Annotated in this window: 20 protein-coding genes, 2 tRNA genes and 1 pseudogene; 17 read left to right on the forward strand and 6 right to left on the reverse strand. The window is 47.0% G+C overall.

Features of this window, described 5'->3' with window-relative positions:
• Positions 1 to 164 precede the first annotated feature (164 nt).
• Positions 165 to 911 (forward strand): Nif3-like dinuclear metal center hexameric protein, encoded by a 747-nt coding sequence (locus NSMM_RS10705; protein ID WP_090287333.1) that lies wholly within the window; start codon positions 165 to 167, stop codon positions 909 to 911.
• A 24-nt stretch (positions 912 to 935) separates the two neighbouring features.
• Here the strand turns inward: NSMM_RS10705 and NSMM_RS16790 are convergent, their stop codons facing one another.
• On the reverse strand, positions 936 to 1,067 hold the full coding sequence (locus NSMM_RS16790; RefSeq protein ID WP_281200911.1) for a hypothetical protein: 132 nt from the start codon (positions 1,065 to 1,067) through the stop codon (positions 936 to 938).
• Between the two features lie 56 nt (positions 1,068 to 1,123).
• Here NSMM_RS16790 and mltA point away from each other — a divergent pair, with 56 nt between their 5' ends.
• Positions 1,124 to 2,365 carry a murein transglycosylase A gene (gene mltA / locus NSMM_RS10710; RefSeq protein ID WP_245654775.1) on the forward strand — a complete coding sequence of 414 codons (1,242 nt, stop codon included), beginning with the start codon at positions 1,124 to 1,126 and terminating at the stop codon, positions 2,363 to 2,365.
• Positions 2,362 to 2,982, forward strand: coding sequence for a transcription elongation factor GreB (gene greB / locus NSMM_RS10715; RefSeq protein ID WP_090287334.1), 621 nt, complete (start codon positions 2,362 to 2,364; stop codon positions 2,980 to 2,982). Before mltA ends, greB begins: the two co-directional genes overlap by 4 nt.
• A 10-nt stretch (positions 2,983 to 2,992) precedes the next feature.
• On the opposite strand, the gene NSMM_RS10720 is transcribed toward greB, so the two are convergent.
• From NSMM_RS10720 to NSMM_RS10730, 3 genes are all read right to left on the reverse strand, one after another.
• Positions 2,993 to 3,721: a DsbC family protein gene (locus NSMM_RS10720; protein ID WP_090287336.1), complete on the reverse strand. Its 729-nt coding sequence runs from the start codon at positions 3,719 to 3,721 to the stop codon at positions 2,993 to 2,995.
• Positions 3,722 to 3,792: 71 nt separating this feature from the next.
• Complete coding sequence (locus NSMM_RS10725; protein ID WP_090287338.1) at positions 3,793 to 4,962, reverse strand: UbiH/UbiF family hydroxylase; 1,170 nt, start codon at positions 4,960 to 4,962, stop codon at positions 3,793 to 3,795.
• Positions 4,963 to 5,008: 46 nt separating this feature from the next.
• Positions 5,009 to 5,434, reverse strand: coding sequence for a protein YgfX (locus NSMM_RS10730; protein WP_090287340.1), 426 nt, complete (start codon positions 5,432 to 5,434; stop codon positions 5,009 to 5,011).
• 120 nt (positions 5,435 to 5,554) lie between these two features.
• On the opposite strand from NSMM_RS10730, the gene NSMM_RS10735 reads away from it, so the two are divergent.
• The 4 genes from NSMM_RS10735 to dksA all read left to right on the forward strand — a co-directional run bounded on the left by NSMM_RS10735 (position 5,555) and on the right by dksA (position 9,796).
• Positions 5,555 to 6,661, forward strand: coding sequence for an S-(hydroxymethyl)glutathione dehydrogenase/class III alcohol dehydrogenase (locus NSMM_RS10735; RefSeq protein WP_090287342.1), 1,107 nt, complete (start codon positions 5,555 to 5,557; stop codon positions 6,659 to 6,661).
• 15 nt (positions 6,662 to 6,676) lie between these two features.
• Positions 6,677 to 7,522 (forward strand): S-formylglutathione hydrolase, encoded by an 846-nt coding sequence (fghA, locus tag NSMM_RS10740; RefSeq protein WP_090287344.1) that lies wholly within the window; start codon positions 6,677 to 6,679, stop codon positions 7,520 to 7,522.
• 287 nt (positions 7,523 to 7,809) lie between these two features.
• Positions 7,810 to 9,168: a 30S ribosomal protein S12 methylthiotransferase RimO gene (gene rimO, locus NSMM_RS10745; protein WP_090287346.1), complete on the forward strand. Its 1,359-nt coding sequence runs from the start codon at positions 7,810 to 7,812 to the stop codon at positions 9,166 to 9,168.
• Positions 9,169 to 9,364: 196 nt separating this feature from the next.
• Positions 9,365 to 9,796 carry an RNA polymerase-binding protein DksA gene (gene dksA, locus NSMM_RS10750; protein WP_090287347.1) on the forward strand — a complete coding sequence of 144 codons (432 nt, stop codon included), beginning with the start codon at positions 9,365 to 9,367 and terminating at the stop codon, positions 9,794 to 9,796.
• A 144-nt stretch (positions 9,797 to 9,940) separates the two neighbouring features.
• On the opposite strand, the gene NSMM_RS16145 is transcribed toward dksA, so the two are convergent.
• Together NSMM_RS16145 and NSMM_RS16150 are read right to left on the reverse strand one after the other, a co-directional pair.
• On the reverse strand, positions 9,941 to 10,276 hold the full coding sequence (locus NSMM_RS16145) for a transposase (protein WP_090287348.1): 336 nt from the start codon (positions 10,274 to 10,276) through the stop codon (positions 9,941 to 9,943).
• 12 nt (positions 10,277 to 10,288) lie between these two features.
• Positions 10,289 to 10,594 carry a helix-turn-helix domain-containing protein gene (locus tag NSMM_RS16150; RefSeq protein WP_090287350.1) on the reverse strand — a complete coding sequence of 102 codons (306 nt, stop codon included), beginning with the start codon at positions 10,592 to 10,594 and terminating at the stop codon, positions 10,289 to 10,291.
• Between the two features lie 124 nt (positions 10,595 to 10,718).
• On the opposite strand from NSMM_RS16150, the pseudogene NSMM_RS16540 reads away from it, so the two are divergent.
• The 10 genes and pseudogenes from NSMM_RS16540 to NSMM_RS10815 form a co-directional block, all read left to right on the forward strand.
• Positions 10,719 to 11,301 (forward strand): annotated as a pseudogene (locus NSMM_RS16540) (IS5 family transposase); the annotation flags it as partial.
• Between the two features lie 133 nt (positions 11,302 to 11,434).
• Positions 11,435 to 11,848: a rhodanese-like domain-containing protein gene (locus NSMM_RS10775; RefSeq protein WP_090287356.1), complete on the forward strand. Its 414-nt coding sequence runs from the start codon at positions 11,435 to 11,437 to the stop codon at positions 11,846 to 11,848.
• Positions 11,849 to 11,877: 29 nt separating this feature from the next.
• Positions 11,878 to 12,135, forward strand: a complete 258-nt coding sequence (gene grxC / locus NSMM_RS10780; protein ID WP_090287358.1) for a glutaredoxin 3 — start codon at positions 11,878 to 11,880, stop codon at positions 12,133 to 12,135.
• Between the two features lie 50 nt (positions 12,136 to 12,185).
• Entirely contained in the window at positions 12,186 to 12,680 is a 495-nt protein-coding gene (gene secB / locus NSMM_RS10785) for a protein-export chaperone SecB (RefSeq protein ID WP_090287360.1), read from the forward strand.
• A 3-nt stretch (positions 12,681 to 12,683) separates the two neighbouring features.
• On the forward strand, positions 12,684 to 13,166 hold the full coding sequence (locus tag NSMM_RS10790) for an SH3 domain-containing protein (protein WP_090287362.1): 483 nt from the start codon (positions 12,684 to 12,686) through the stop codon (positions 13,164 to 13,166).
• Positions 13,163 to 14,155 carry an NAD(P)H-dependent glycerol-3-phosphate dehydrogenase gene (locus NSMM_RS10795; protein ID WP_090287364.1) on the forward strand — a complete coding sequence of 331 codons (993 nt, stop codon included), beginning with the start codon at positions 13,163 to 13,165 and terminating at the stop codon, positions 14,153 to 14,155. The genes NSMM_RS10790 and NSMM_RS10795 overlap by 4 nt, the downstream gene beginning before the upstream one ends.
• Before the next feature lie 228 nt (positions 14,156 to 14,383).
• Positions 14,384 to 14,656 (forward strand): HU family DNA-binding protein, encoded by a 273-nt coding sequence (locus NSMM_RS10800; protein ID WP_090287366.1) that lies wholly within the window; start codon positions 14,384 to 14,386, stop codon positions 14,654 to 14,656.
• 44 nt (positions 14,657 to 14,700) lie between these two features.
• A tRNA-Val gene (locus tag NSMM_RS10805) sits at positions 14,701 to 14,776 on the forward strand.
• A gap of 75 nt (positions 14,777 to 14,851) precedes the next feature.
• A tRNA-Asp gene (locus tag NSMM_RS10810) sits at positions 14,852 to 14,928 on the forward strand.
• A 145-nt stretch (positions 14,929 to 15,073) separates the two neighbouring features.
• The gene (locus NSMM_RS10815) at positions 15,074 to 16,963 is read left to right on the forward strand and encodes a SurA N-terminal domain-containing protein (RefSeq protein ID WP_090287368.1); all 1,890 of its coding nucleotides are present in this window, start codon (positions 15,074 to 15,076) and stop codon (positions 16,961 to 16,963) included.
• Positions 16,964 to 17,243: the final 280 nt, after the last annotated feature.

The raw sequence follows: 17,243 nt of genomic DNA on the forward strand, positions 1-17,243 counted from the left end.
AATTTTAAACAAGGCCAGACGCGAATAATAATGTTGACGCATCATATAACTAATATATAAGGAAACATTTTTTATAAGCAACATAGTATTGTGACGAAGTATGAATTTTTAGAGGTACCCTGATAGTAGTTACCATCCGGCGTCTCCATATAACCCTGACAATTATGCATCAAAAAGCCTTAGAAGATTATCTGAATACCATACTTGAGGTTACTCGCTTTCGAGATTATTGCCCCAACGGGCTACAGGTTGAAGGGCGCACCCAAATCCAAACCATCGTAACCGGTGTAACAGCTTCTCAGGCATTGATAGCACATGCAATCGAGCTTCGGGCAGACGCCATCATCGTGCATCATGGCTATTTCTGGCGAGGGGAAGATGCTTGTCTGCGTGGAATTAAACGCCAGCGGATTGCTGCACTGATCAAGCATGACATCAATCTTTATGCTTATCACTTGCCACTCGATGCACACATCGCGTTAGGCAATAATGCACAGTTGGCAAAAAAACTGAATATTGCTATTGAAGGTAGTTTTGGCGAGCAGGCAATCGCCCTGCACGGGTCTTTTGAGACGCCCACTACTTTACGCGAGCTAAACACCAATCTGACGCAGTTGCTTACTCGCCAGCCACTGATTATTGGCGATCCATCCAAATCGATTCGTCGTATTGCCTGGTGTAGCGGTGCCGCCCAGCATACATTCGAAGAAGCCATCAGCCTGGAAGTCGACGCCTATCTTACCGGAGAAATTTCGGAGCAAAGCGTACATACTGCCCGGGAAACGGGTGTTGCCTTTATTTCCGCCGGTCATCATGCCACTGAACGCTACGGAATTCAGGCACTCGGCGAGCACATCGCGAAGCAGTTTGACCTCTGCCACTATTTTATCGATGTGGAAAACCCGGTTTAGAGCACTTTCAGCTTACATTAACACCTACTCGGACTCGCTATCTTTATTAGTTTCTTTAATCGAATTATCGTTTTTCTTCTTTTTCGGCAATGTCCACCAGATAATGAACAGAAATAACCCCACCGCCAGTCCTGCTTCCAGAGCCAATACCCACATAGTAGTTTGTGTTCAGAATTAAATTACCCAGAACGTCTTACTTTAACCGAATTTTTATGAAAACCCAATCGATATTATTGCTGGCCATCATGATCATTGGTCTCATCAGTTGTAAATCAGACGCGCCCACCCGCAAGGAAACCAGCGGCAAAAAACAGACGGAAACACAACAGACGAAAATTATTCCTGATAAATCAGCATCTTCCCGGGAATCCTCGTTCATCATATCCATAAGCCCGGATAAAGAGCCATCAGCATCCGTCTGGACTAACTTACCTGAATGGCAGCATCACTCACTATTACCTGCCTGGTATACGTTTCTCAAAAGCTGCAAACCCCTGCAACAAAAACCTGACTGGCGAACCATCTGTGATCATGCCTCACGTTTGATAAGCCCCGATGAAGACACCATCAGGCGCTTCCTTGAGACCTATTTTACTCCCCAGCAGGTAACCAATAAGGACGGACATGACATCGGCCTGATCACAGGTTACTATGAACCCTTACTCAAAGGCAGTCGCCGGCCTTCTAAGCGTTTTCGTTACCCTATTTACGCGCAGCCCAGTAACTTACTGAAAATTGATCTAGGTATTCCACCATCAGAAGGCAAGTTCCCAACGGATCGCGGCCGACTGGAAGGAAGAAAAGTTATCCCCTACTATACCCGCGCAGAAATTGAAAACAATCAACACTTACTGCGGAATCATGCATTTCTATGGGTAGAAGATAAAGTTGAGTTATTTTTTCTGCAAATACAGGGATCAGGCAGAATCATACTGGACAACGGTGAGATGGTAAAAATTGGGTTTGCTGATCATAATGGCTACCCCTATCGTTCAATTGGAAAACTTTTAATCGAACAAGGCGAGCTTAATCCCCAGCAGGCTTCCATGCAGCATATCAAGCAATGGGGGGAAAAAAATCCTCATAAGCTGGATAACCTGCTGCAACAAAATGCACGTTTTATTTTTTTTCGTGAGTTACCTGCAAATATATCCGGACCAATCGGCGCTATGGGCATACCGCTGACGGCGAGGCGGAGTATCGCCATCGATCCTGAAAATATCCCGCTGGGAGCGCTGGTTTATTTATCCACTACCTGGCCAAATACTGGAAAACCACTGAACCGGCTTATGGTGGCACAAGATACCGGTAACGCCATCAAAGGTGAAGTGCGTGCTGATTTTTTCTGGGGACACGGTGAAGAAGCCGCGTTACAAGCTGGAAAAATGAAACAGCCAGTCAGAATGTGGGTATTGTTACCAAAAAAGGATCAGATGGAGCTGCCTCAACCATGAGCAAGGCGTTTGTCAGAGAATCCGATCAGCCGAACGACGACGATGAAGATATGACGTTGCCCCCGCTACCGCCCGGTAGCAAGAATTACATGACCCCGGGCGGGTATGCTCGTCTGGCAAGTGAATATCGCTGGTTGCTCGACAGGGAGCGACCTGAGATAACGGCAATTGTATCGTGGGCAGCCGGCAATGGTGATCGTTCGGAGAACGGGGATTATATTTATGGCAAGAAACGGCTGCGGGAGATCGACCGCCGCCTGCGATTCCTGTCTAGACGATTGGACAGTGCAGAAGTAGTCGATCCGGCCGCACCACGCGACAACAGTCACCACATCTTTTTTGGTGCGACGGTATGTTTTGCCAATCAAACCGGTGAGGAAAAAACGGTTTCGATCGTGGGGATGGATGAAATCGATCCATTCAAAGGTTATATAAGCTGGATATCACCGGTCGCCCGGGCCTTCCTTTCTGCACAGGAAGGAGATACGGTCACGCTGCGCACGCCCGGTGGCGTCGAAGAACTGGATATACTGTCCGTCAGTTACCGCGCGATTCCGATGGAGCCTTTCGTCCCGCCTTCCTCCCCGAGAGGAAAACGGGAAAACAGGCAAGGCTGATTTCTGGCGATTACTTGGATTTGGCTGACTGCTGATCGAGTCGTTTTTCAATTTCCGCCAGCGGAATCAGGCCAGAGACAATTGAGCCATCGGCAAAAATCAGGGTCGGTGTGCCGGTAATACGGTACTCCTGACCAGATTGCAAGATGGTCATCAACGGAGTTTCACATTCCCCAGCTTTGGGTTTGATCGCTCTCAACATGAAATCATCCCATGCCTTGACGCGATCCGGTGAACACCAGATCGCCACGGCGGTATCCATCGAACCATTCAGAATTGGGTATACCAGGGTACGGATGGTGACATTCTCGGCTTTTACCAGCTCTTCTTCCAGTTTCTTGCAATAAGGGCAATTCGGGTCAGAATAAACGATCAGGCTGCGCTCTCCCTTGCCTTTGACAGTTTTGAGAGCATGCTGCAGCGGCAGGGAGTCGATTGGAATACGCCGTGCATCCCGAATTTGCTGCACACGTTCACTGGTAAGACTGGTGCGAGTTTTGGTGTCTACCATGTGGCCCATAAAAAAATAATCTGCTTTCTCATCGGTATAAAAAACCTCACCACCGATAACCACCTCGTACAATCCCTGATAGGGCGTCTGAGTCAAACTTTCAATTTCACTGTCAGGAAAGTGTGTCTGCAGAGTTTTTCTTAAATCCGATTCACCCGCAATAGCGAACCCGCTTATCAGCAAACCAATGAGCGTAAATGGAACAAACAAACGCAACAATAATGACATAAAAATTCTCCAGATAATGTCGGGGAAGAATAAAGGAAGCTATAAAGAAAAGTAGTGCGAAATGTTACCGATTAGTTCAACGCATGTTGCATTAGTGTATTTTTCAATAATGGTAAACGGTTAGTCAACTCAAAACCCAGATTTCTCAACCGGATGAGGGTCGCCTGTTCACTGTCAAAAAGCTTTTGTAAACCATCCGTTACCCACTGCATTGCGGCAATATCCTGTTCACGGTGACGCGCGTAGTGCTGGAGGACTCGATATTCGCCACAATCACCGAGCCCGGCAAACTGCTCCAGCAGCACAGCCAGCTCCCGCGCATCGCGCAGCCCCAGATTGACGCCCTGTCCTGCCAATGGATGAATGCCATGCGCGGCATCACCGATCAATACCAGTCCAGGCTTGATCAACGACTTGACCCGTACAAAATTTAACGGAAAGCCTGCTGCTTTCGTGATGAGCGACAACTTGCCCAGTGTATGATTCGATGCAAGCGCGACTTGCTCGGCCAATGCTTGGTCAGGCAATCTGAGCAGAGTTTCCGCCTTGAGCTGATTGGCTGACCACACCATCGACACCCGCTTACCAGGTAAAGGTAACAGCGCCAGAATGCCATCCCGCCGGAACCATTGATACGCCGTGTGATGGTGGGACTGTTCCGTCTCGAAATTGGCCACGACACCCGTTTGAAAATAGGGCTGCCGTTCACTACGAATACCCGCTTGCTCCCGCACCCATGAATTGACGCCATCCGCACCCACTACCAGCGAAGCCTGCAGACAAGTGCCATCCGTCAGCGTGATATCTGCGTGGGAATAATGCCACTCAATCGCCGTACATTGCGCCGGGCAGAAAATGTGCACATGCTGGCCTGCTGCAGTCAGTTTCTCCCAGATGGCATACTGGAGCTCGCGGTTCTCGGCAATGAAAGCCAACTCGGGCACGCCACTCTCATAAGCGCTGAATTCAAGCTTAGAAGTCTGGTCGTCTCCATGAACCAGCATTTTGTAAACCGGGGTAAGACGCTCGGATGACAGTTGCTGCCAAGCACCGATTTTTTGCAGAAATTTCGTACTGCCAGGACTGATGGCGTAGATTCTGCTATCCCAGCTATCATCGCCAGGAAGTAGCGTCGGCGGTTTCGCCTCGATAATGGCAAGTTTCAGGCCGGTATCCCTCAACGCGGCTAGCAGACTCGCTCCCACCAAGCCACCTCCGATTACGACAACATCAAATTTCATGATTGAGTCAATCCTTGATATTTAATCTGGCTGACAGGATAACGCATTACTTCCAGCGTAACCATACGCGCAGCTGCCTGAAAGACTCCCGGTCGACACTATCCGGCAGAATCACAATTGTCCGACGCTGAAAGCAACGATTGGTTTTCAGACTGAGTACCGTCAAATAAGGTGCAACGAATGTACCGGCATCAATCATGTAATTCAGGTAATCATTCGATAACAGGCGCACCTCGCAGATATCTTTACCCGTCAAACGCAGGGATACCACGGATTGTGCCGACTGCAACCAGACATGGCGCCATAAGGTATGGGCAAGACTACTCACCAACAGCAGAATGGTGACAAGGGTTATTGCCACCGGATAATCCAGAATTGTGGGTAAAATCGCCGCCGCAGCAAAACCATGTGCCATAGCCATCATCCAGAAAAACTGCCGGGATGGATACAGCTGGAGATTGAGTTCAGACAATACAGTTTCTCAAGAAAAAATGGTTGGATAAGTAAATTTTACTTGAATCTTTGTTACCATTACCCTTATTTGCACCTTGAATGGTATCAGCCTGCAATTAACGACCAAGGATAATTCACCATGAAAACACGTGCCGCGGTCGCCTGGCAAGCTGGCCAATCACTGACGATAGAAGAAGTCGATCTCGCCGGACCTCAAGCAGGCGAAGTGCTGGTTGAAATCAAGGCAACCGGTATTTGCCACACCGATTATTACACTTTGTCTGGCGCGGACCCCGAGGGGTTATTTCCTGCCATTCTTGGTCATGAAGGTGCGGGGGTCGTGGTTGAAACAGGCGCCAATGTCAAATCGCTCAAACCAGGAGACCATGTCATTCCACTGTATACGCCGGAGTGCCGGGAATGCAAATTCTGCCTGTCGCGCAAGACCAACCTGTGCCAGGCGATACGCACCACTCAGGGACGAGGGTTGATGCCGGACAGCACGTCACGTTTTTCGCTGCATGGCAAACCAATTCTGCATTACATGGGGACATCAACATTTTCCAATTTTATTGTCGTTCCTGAAATCGCTCTTGCCAAAATTCGCAACGATGCACCGTTTGACAAGGTTTGTTATATCGGATGCGGTGTGACTACTGGTATCGGCGCAGTGGTTTTCACGGCCAAGGTGGAGGCTGGCGCGAATATAGCAGTTTTTGGATTGGGCGGTATTGGTCTGAACGTCATCCAGGGCGCGCGGATGGTAGGCGCAGACCGCATCATTGGTATTGACATCAACCCTGAACGTGAGCCACTGGCGCGGGAATTTGGCATGACTGATTTTCTCAACCCTAATGAGGTGGATGATGTCGTTAACGCTATCGTACAAATGACTGGTGGCGGGGTCGATTACAGTTTCGAGTGCACTGGTCATACAGGCGTCATGCGACAGGCACTGGAATGTACCCACAAAGGCTGGGGACGCAGCATCATCATCGGTGTCGCCGCAGCAGGCGCAGAAATCAATACGCGTCCGTTCCAACTGGTGACCGGTAGAAAGTGGGAAGGCTCGGCTTTTGGAGGTGCCAGAGGGCGCTCGGATGTCCCCAGGATTGTGGACTGGTACATGCAAGGTAAAATCAAAATTGACCCCCTGATTACGCATACACTGAAACTGGAAGATATCAACGAAGGTTTCTCTCTGATGAAAACCGGTAAATCAATCCGCGCTGTCATTGTTTACTGACTTCGGAGAAAACTGATGGCTGTCAAACTGGAAGTCAGGAATCAGCATGTCTGTTTTGGCGGGATTCAGAGTTTCTATGAGCATCACTCGCAGATCATCAATCTGCCGATGCGCTTTTCAGTGTATGAACCCCCACAAGCCCAGCATACCAAGCGACCGGTACTATTTTTTCTTGCCGGACTAACCTGTACGGAAGAAACCTTTATGATCAAGGCTGGCGCACAGCGTTATGCCGCCGAACTGGGTCTGCTGCTGGTCAGTCCGGATACCAGTCCACGTCATACCGGAATAGCCGGAGAAGCGGATGATTGGGAAATTGGAAGCGGTGCTGGTTTTTATCTCGATGCCACCGAAGCACCCTGGTCACGACATTTCCGCATGGAAAGCTACCTGACCCAGGAACTGCTGGAAATTATCAGCAAAAAGTTTCCAGCTGATCCCGAACGGATCGGTATTTTTGGTCACTCGATGGGCGGGCACGGCGCGCTCACGCTGGCTATGCGCCATCCACAGGTCTATCGCTCAGTCTCGGCCTTTGCACCGATCGCCGCACCAGTCAACTGCTTATGGGGGCAGAAGGCTTTCAGCCGTTACCTGGGAGAATCCACCGAATTATGGAAGAAACACGACAGCACCGAATTGATTGAATCTGGTCACCGCTTGCCTACCCCGCTAATTGATCAGGGCATGAATGATCCATTTTTGATCGAACAGCTCCACCCGGATTATTTTGAAACCGCCTGCCAGAAAATGAATCAACCATTGATACTGCGTCGTCACCCAGGTTATGATCACAGTTATTACTTCGTCAGCACATTTATTGCCGATCATTTACGTCATCACCTTGAAACGCTGATCTAACACCATTTGTGTTTGCTGTCCCCCCGGGTCGACATGTATACCTAATGGACATTCCCACAACTTCACTGTATGACCTTGAAGCCATCCGGACTCGGCATAGATGCCTTACTGTCACGGCTTTCAATGCCGCGAGAGCAAGATAATAGTGTTTTCACAGTACACAACAGATACAGACTGGATGCCTAAAGTTGAGTTTATATGAGAAAACGATTGGTTATTGCTGCTATTGCTGATATAAAATCACCGCTCTTTATCACGATCCAACTCGATCTTTAACAGGAATTTCAATGGCAGCTGCTCCCGCTCCTTCACACCTAACATCAAAAATTCCACGCGTGGGTTTTGTCTCGCTCGGGTGTCCCAAAGCAACGGTTGATTCCGAACGAATTTTGACCTGCCTGCGTGCTGAAGGCTATTTGATCTCGCCTAGCTATGCTGATTCCGATCTGGTGATTGTCAATACCTGCGGTTTTATTGACAGTGCTATCGCAGAGTCCCTCGAAACGATAGGCGAAGCATTGACCGAAAATGGCAAGGTGATTGTCACTGGCTGTCTAGGTGCAAAGGGAGATATCGTACGGCAAATGCATCCCAGCGTGCTGGCGGTGACCGGGCCGCAAGCAACTGAAGCCGTGATGGAAGCAATACACAAGCATTTGCCCAAACGGCACGATCCTTATATGGATCTGGTACCACCACAGGGAATTAAACTGACGCCCGGGCATTATGCCTATTTGAAAATTTCGGAAGGATGCAATCATAAATGCACCTTTTGCATCATTCCCAGTATGCGTGGAACACTGGTCAGTCGTCCGGCCGGTGATGTACTGCAAGAGGCGCGGAACCTCGTTGAGGCTGGTGTTAAGGAATTGCTGGTCATCTCGCAGGATACTAGCGCTTATGGTGTCGATATCGGGCATCGCACCGGTTTCTGGCAAGGAAGACCGGTACGCACACGGATTACTGAATTGGCGAAAGCTCTGGGGGAATTGGGAATCTGGGTGCGCCTGCATTATGTTTATCCCTATCCTCATGTGGATGAGTTGATTCCATTGATGGCGGAAGGAAAATTACTGCCTTACCTGGACATTCCCTTTCAGCATGCCAGTCAGCGAATTTTAAAACTCATGAAACGACCAGCCAATAGTGAAAACATACTGGCGCGCATACGCGCTTGGCGCAGCATTTGCCCCGATATTGCAATTCGCAGCACCTTCATAGTCGGCTTTCCGGGCGAAACCGAATCGGAGTTCAATGAGCTGCTGGGTTTTTTGACAGATGCGCAGCTTGATCGAGTCGGTGCGTTCACGTATTCACCGGTCGAAGGTGCGACGGCCAATCACTTGCCCGATCATATTCCATCGGAATTACAACGGGAACGACTGGCATTGTTCATGCAGCATCAGGAAACAATCAGCCGTCAACGACTGGCCGCCAGAATCGGTAAAGTGCTGCGGGTATTGGTGGACTCAATTGACGAGCATGGCATGGCGATTACTAGAAGCTACGCCGATGCCCCAGAGATTGACGGACTGGTTTATATTGAACAAGGGCAGTTGTTGAAAGCCGGGGATCAGGTTGATGTGCAAATTGTAAACACAGACACGCACGACATGTGGGGTGAGCAAATAACGACTACGCGCTGAGATTGAGCTAATCGTGTTTGCACAATAAAAGATTCTTTATCTGGCATGGTTAATTCCGCTTGATATCGTCGCACTTTTCTGGTATAGATCTCTACCTTTTATTTTTTCATATGTTAATAATATAACCTCGGCAGAATCAGCTATTCTCACAGGAGATACCGAATTCTGACCAAACAGGTTTTTGAGGCCTTTAAAAATGGGTACACAATTAGAACTGTCAAAAAAAGTCGCGATATCGTACAAACCCAAGAAAGGTGAGGAGTACATGTCCCCGGAACAATTGCTGTATTTTCGCCAAATTCTGGAAAAACAACGTGACGAGCTAAGCGAAGAAATGAATCGGGCTGTACATGTCATGCAGGAAGAAGCAACAATTTTCGCGGATCCAAATGACCGGGCCAGCCAGGAGTCTGATATGACCCTGGAGTTGCGGAACCGTGATCGTGAACGTAAATTGCTCAAAAAAATAGATGAGACAATTGCCAGCATTGATGCAAATGAATATGGTTACTGCGAAAAATGCGGTGTAGAAATTGGCTTGCAGCGACTTGAAGCCAGGCCAACCGCTTCACTCTGCATTGATTGCAAAACACTGCAGGAAATCCGCGAAAAACAGATGGCCAAATAAACCTATGCCTGCCTACGTCAACCTGCAGAGCGTATATTCTGCAGGTAAATGACGTTTCCAGAAATTTAATTTATGACTATTCATCAGCATAAACTTGCAGAACAGTCAGTTATTTATACCCATCGCACTTCAAATTTTTGGCACTCAAGCGTGACCGATGATTTGGAAGCAATCGGTCAATAGCGAGCGTAGCGAGGCGTGGTACTGGTCTAGTCCGGCAAAGAAATTGTTGCACGCTGTTTTGAATTGGTAAAAGGTTTCGTAGTAGCGCTCATACAGTACGGTTTTCTTGAAAAATTTCCAGAACCGCCCGATCAAGTTGAGGTTCGGTGCATAAGGCGGCAGAAAAACCAGTTCAATTCTGGAATTCGCCAGGTAGCCCTTCACTAACTGGGCATGGTAGTAACGGGCGTTGTCACAGATGATATGAATCCGCGCGGCTTCTGGATTTTGTAGTTCAATCTGTTGGAGCCGTTTGATGGTCGATGGGCATTAATGGCGCCATCGGATTGTGGTGAGGATGTGTGGCATCCATGAAGTAAATGTAGTCTTCCGGCTGTTTCGCTTCTTGAAGTTGACGGTACTCTTCGATAAAGGCGCGTTGCCGCCCATCTCATTGCGCAGCAAGGCCATCAGTCCACCTTTGCGGTAGCGCTTGTGATGGTTGCGCACACTTTCCCGATCTATCATCAGCGCCTGCGCTACTCGGCCGACTGGCCAGCCACTGCCGAGCAAGTACACGCCCTTGATTCGATCCGCATACCGCTTGTCGCTGGTATAACAATGCTCGTATTCCAACTCGCCGAGTTCTTGTTGTATTAAGCAAGAATGATTTAATATGAGTTTATTATAAATAAATCAGTTTGCTATATAACAATCCTAAATAAAATTTTGATTGGCGCGAGGTATATTTGGAAGTTAGAATTCAATCTACAAAAAGTTCAACGCGTGGTCCTTGAGTAGCAAGTGAGATGAATTCTCAAAGCGCTGATCATTGATCCGGATTGTGAATCGGAATTTATTGATGGCAGCTACGTTAAAGCGCATCAGCATAGTGTGGAAGCGGTCGACAAGAAGCCTCAGGCTATTGGGAAAAGCCGTGCAGTAAATACCACAAAGATTCACCTGGCGATTGATAGTTATGGCTTGCCAATCGAGTCTGAGATCACGGCTGGAGATGTCAATGATTGTTCTGCCGCACTCGAATTGATTACCAGGTTATCTGACGCGGAAGCGATGGTAGCGGACAAAGGCTATGACAGTGATTGTATACGGGAGCAGATAACAGAGAAGAGAGGGCCATGCCTGTAATACCAGGAAAGCACAATTTATTAAGAGGTGATGCAGACATGGATTGGAAGCTTATATAAATATTATATTTGGTGGAAAACGCTTTTGTGCGATTAAAGCAGTACCGTGCAGTGGCAACACGATATGACAAACTGAAGAAAAACTACAAAAGTATGGTTGCCATGGCTTGTGAATATCTGTGGCTACCCATGTGAAATGTCAACAGGCACTAGTAGTTTATTTTTGAGTGACAGTGCTTGCTCTCACAGATTGTTTTTTTCAGGGACAACGAATAGTGAGGGCATTCTTTGCTAGAATAGCGCTTTTTGTGAGACTGGGCCTTAAATAATGGAATCCACCTTTTTAGTCGATAACATGTTTTTTGTGATCGCTGCCATGTTGAGTGGCGGAATGTTGCTATGGCCGCTGATTATGCGCCATGGCGCAAAAGAAATCGACGCACAGCAGGCTGTTCGGTTGATTAATTACGAGCACGCTTTTGTATTGGACGTCAGAGATGATAGCGACTATGCCAGTGGGCACTTACCTGATTCCAAGAATATCCCGCAGGCGCTTGTGAAAGAACGCTTGGACGAGCTGGAAAAATACAAAAAAAAACCAATCATTATCATTTTTACGCCAAATTTACGTGCTGCGCAAACGGGCGCTATCTTGCATAAAAATGGCTTTGAGCGCGTGTTTAATCTTAGCGGTGGCATTGACGGCTGGAAACGAGAAAACCTTCCACTAGTAACAAAATAACTGACTACTTCTACAGGAATTATTTAAAGATGTCCAAGGTTATCATGTACGTTTCCGGCTTTTGTCCATACTGCACCATGGCAGAGAAATTATTACGCGCACGTGGTGTAGTAGAGATCGAAAAAATTCGTGTGGATTTACACCCGGAACAGCGGATTGAAATGATGCATAAAACGGGACGTCGCACCGTGCCTCAAATCTATATTGGACAAACGCATGTCGGTGGTTATGATGATCTGGCATTGCTGGATCAAAAAGGAGGAATCACTGGTCTGCTAGCAGGCTAGAGCCAAGCGCCAAGCGCCAATTTTAATTAATACAACTATCGGGATTAAGCATGACTGAACAAAAACAACCAGTTTTCGTAATTGAAAAGATTTATGCCAAAGATATTTCATTAGAAATACCCAGCGCACCTCAAATTTTCCTGGAACGCGAAGCGCCGGAAATCAATCTGCAACTGGATACCAAAGATGCACTCATCAACGGTGATATTCACGAAGTAGTGTTAACCGCCACTGTAACGGCCCGTCTCAAGGAAAAAGATGTCGTGATGTTTCTGGTCGAGGCTCATCAAGCCGGTATTTTTCGAATTAAAGATGTTCCCGGTGACGATATTGAACCGGTATTGGGTATCCTATGTCCCAATATCCTGTTTCCTTACCTGAGGGAAACCATCTCGGATATCGTTACCCGAGCAGGTTTTCCTGCTGTTATTCTTAATCCGGTAAACTTTGATGCAATTTATCAGCAAAAAAAACAACAGCAAGAACAAGCTGATTCCGCTACTCAGAATAACTCATCTCCGCTAGATAGTGCCACCAAACATTGATCAATGAGTGACCAGCGCATTAGCTACAAGTATTGCCCATTCTTTCTCTACGGAATTATTCTGCTGCTCTCTTTTGGAAAAGTAATGGCGGAGGAAAGAAATACAAAGCTGTTCCTCTCTATCATCAATCCAGCATCCATATTCTACGATGCTCCCTCACACAACGCGGAAAAGTTATTCGTTGCCAGCCAAAATTTTCCGGTCGAAATGGTAACCAGATTAGCAGAATGGACCAAGGTTCGGGATAGTCGTGGACGCCTTGTCTGGATAGAGAGCCGCAATCTAAGTACCAAGCGCTTTGTCATTGTCAACACTACTATTGCCAACATCCATTTATCAGCCAACACTACATCAGATATTGTATTTCAGGCCCAACAAGACGTAATCCTGGAATTACTTGAAACCGTGTCCGAGCAATGGGCAAAGGTCAGGCACCCTGATGGCGATACCGGATTTGTCAATACCGCGCAAATCTGGGGTTTATGAATATTTTGGTTCTGGGTGCCGGCGCATGGGGCACAGCACTGTCCATTCATCTTGCAGCTCGCCATCAAATTACTTTATGGACGCGTAGTCAGACTCATCTTGACGAAATGAGTCTGCGGCACATGAATCAGCGCTATCTACCTGGGTATGATTTACCAGAATCAATCCGGGTTACTACACAGCTGGATAGCGCAATAAAACAAATTGAACTGATTCTGATAACGGTTCCCGTTTCCGGTTTACGAGATGTTCTGAAACAGCTAACTGCGTTAAACTGCGTTCTCCCGTTAATACTTGCCTGCAAGGGTCTGGAAGCGATCTCCGCAAAACTGCCCCATCAAATCGTATCTGATGTTTACTCACCCACAGCTTTGTATGGCGTGTTATCTGGACCTAGCTTTGCTCAAGAAATAGCGCAAGGTTTGCCAGCAGCACTCACGCTGGCCTCGCATGATCAACATTTCGCCACGATGATAGCAGGTAAAATTCACACTACCTATCTGCGCATTTATGCCAGTAGCGACGTTATCGGCGTGGAAATCGCCGGCGCACTCAAGAACGTTATTGCGATTGCCGCCGGGATTGCAGATGGAATGGCATTTGGTAATAACGCTCGTGCCGCACTGATTACACGTGGACTGGCAGAGATAACCCGGTTAGGTGTGGCACTTGGCGGATGCCAGGAAACTTTCATGGGCCTGGCGGGTGTGGGTGATCTGATACTGACCTGCACGGGTGATTTATCCAGAAACCGTAGAGTTGGCATATTATTGTCATCAGGGCTGCACTTACCGGAAATTTTGTCTCAAATCGGGCATGTTACTGAAGGTGTATACACCGCAAGCGAAGCACATACTTTTGCAGGCAGGCATGGTATCGATATGCCTGTTACCGAAACGGTTTACCGCATCTTGTATGAAAAAACACCAGTACAGGACGCAATCCAGGCCATGCTGCAAAGAGAACCCAAATCAGAAATATGCCAATAAAATAATAAAATAAAATCAATTCTATACCCATACCTATATGGTTAATTTTAACCCTAAAAAATACCCTAAAAATCAAATATAACAACTATGAGTAGCCAGAAATATTTTCGCATCACCGCTTGACGATATCGGAATGCCTTGATATAAGGGCATCTGCAATATTTTTGAATAATTGTTTTATATGTTTTTTATTTTAGTAAACCATGAAATAAGATAAAGGGGAATGTTATGAATAAATCCGAACTCATCGATGCTATTGCCCAATCAGCCAATATTACTAAAGTTCAGGCTGGCGACGCACTGAACGGCGCCTTGGCCGCCATCAAGAAATCTCTTAGTAAAGATGACAGCGTCACTCTAGTGGGCTTTGGTACATTCAAAGTAGGTAAACGTGCGGCGCGCACCGGACGTAACCCGCGAACCGGTGCTGAAATCAAGATAAAGGCAGCCAAAGTACCTAAATTCACCGCTGGTAAAGCGCTCAAAGATGCTGTAAACTAGCCACCCTTGCAACACAAAGCAAAGTGAATTAAAACTAATAGCGAGGGTGCTTAGCTCAGCTGGTAGAGCGTCGCCCTTACAAGGCGAATGTCGGCGGTTCGATCCCGTCAGCACCCACCACCCGTACGATGTACTGTAATTATGCTAAAATCGCAGGCTTCTGCAGTACAATACGCTTAGCAGCAGGAACGACCAGGAGTGGTAGTTCAGTTGGTTAGAATACCGGCCTGTCACGCCGGGGGTCGCGGGTTCGAGTCCCGTCCACTCCGCCATCATTTATATAACTTCGGAATTAATCCCGATTTACGATGGCTTATCGCTGCCCATACATGCTTTCATGGTATTTCACCATGATGCCGATTCATACGGGTATCATGGTTTACACTGTGTTTCTGCTTAATTTCCTGGATCTTCACCGTGTTTGATTTCGTTCATCAAAAGAAAACTGTTGTTCAAATTGTTTTGTTCATTGCGGTTCTGCCATTTATGTTCTGGGGAGTCCAGTCATACCGAAGTGATAGCGATGCGGGTTATGTCGCCAAGGTAAATGACGACGAAATCGGTCGCCGTGATTACGAACAAGCGTTACGTAATCAGCAAGAAAATTTGCGGAATATACTTGGAAGTAACTTTGATAGCACACTGCTGGATAGCCCACAGATGAAATTAAGCGTGCTGGAAAATTTGATTCAGCAGAAACTAGCGCAACAGGAAGCTACCCATGTTGGCTTAACGGTTCTGGAAACACAACTGGCGGCAGAAATTCAGGCAATCGATTTCTTCCAGGAGAACAGCAAATTTTCCTTGCAACGTTATCGGGATTTACTGCAACGACAGGGGATGTCTGCCAGCTTATTCGAAGCCAGATTGGCAAATGAATTAAAGCAACAACAACTACTGGAAGGAATTACCAAGAGCGTAATTATACCGGAAACAGTAACCAGTAAGCTTATACGTCTAAGCGATACCAAATACGATATTAGCCAATTGACCTTGCGCCCAAATCAATTTATTGACCAAGTCGATCCAGATGAGACCGAAATAATTGCCTACTATGACAATCACCATCGAGATTTCATGTTACCCGAGCAGGTGCAGGCCGAGTATATCGTACTATCGGTTGATGAACTGGCAAAACAGGAACAAATAACCACAGAAGAAGCCAAGAAATATTTTAATGAACACCCTGATGAATTTGGTCGTCCTGAAGAACGTCGCGCCAGTCACATTCTACTGACAGCTCCAGCAGAAATAACCGAAGAAGCCAGAGCTGAGGTTAGAAAAAGAGTAGAGCAAATTCTGCTGGAAATACAACAAAATCCTGAGCGGTTTGAAGAATTGGCAGCAGAAGTATCCGAAGACCCAGGATCCGCCAAGATGGGCGGAGATCTTGGCTTTTTTACTAAGGGCTTAATGGTAAAAGAATTTGAGGATGAAGTGTTTACCATGCAGCCAGACGAAATCCGTGGCCCGGTAGAAACTCCGTTCGGTTTTCACATTATTAAACTTGCTGAAATCAAACTAGCTGATGTTGCGGATTTTGATGATGTCAGTGGCCATATTGAAGAACTGCTCAAACACCAGAAAGCATCGGAAAAATTTGGTGAACTTGCCGAGGATTTCCGTAATATCGTTTTCGAAGAAAATGATACATTACAAGTAGCGGCAGATATGTTTAATCTGCCCATACAGAAAACCGATTGGATCAGTCGCCAGTCAACCGAACCACCACTTGTCACGCACAAGTCTATATTGGATGAGATTTTTTCAGATAATGTTATCCACAGCCAATCTAATACCGGAGCAATTGAAGTACAACCTGACACTTTGGTTGCTGCTAGAGTACTTGCACACCGGCCTGCCAGTCCGCAATCCATAGAATTAGTACGCGATCAGGTAATTTCCCGCTTAAAACAGCAGTTGGCGCAAGAAATGACCGTGCAAAAAGGGCACGAAATTCTCGCCCGTCTTCAAGAAGGAAAAACTGATGACGAGCTGGATTGGGGAGGTTCTACTGAAATATCTTATACTCAAGCACAAGGTACCGACCTGGAAACCTTGCGTCTTGTTAGTCAAGTTGAGACTAACAAGGCATTTCCAGTCTATATCGGAAAAACAGCACCACAAGACGGTTATAACCTGATCAGAATCAACCGCATTATTGAATCTGCAGGAGAACCGGGAGACAAAAAAAATCAGGCCTTTGTCAACCAGTTACAACAGCTTCGCAGTCAGGAAGAATTAGGTGCTTATCTTGCCGGACTCAGGCAACGCTCAGAAGTAAAAATCAGAGAAGAGAGCTACTAAATTAGTAGCCCCTCTGACAAGATCAATCCTATCAGAATTCAACCAGTTCCCCGTAAACTGGTGAAGGTGGATTGACCTACAGATAATCTGAACCCGTAAGCAGATCTGACCGCAGGCTGCGGAGTGTTCGGGGTCCGCTGAAACGACTGTTATCGCTTTCACGACATCTGCTAAAACAACGAGTCTACGGGGTTCAATTCATCAAGCACATTGTTAAGATAAGATTTGAAGTCATCTGTGTATCCTCGTTGAAGTACTGCACGAAGTTGGGTGCCTTCAA

This window comes from Nitrosomonas mobilis (assembly GCF_900103035.1).
GTDB lineage: Bacteria > Pseudomonadota > Gammaproteobacteria > Burkholderiales > Nitrosomonadaceae > Nitrosomonas > Nitrosomonas mobilis.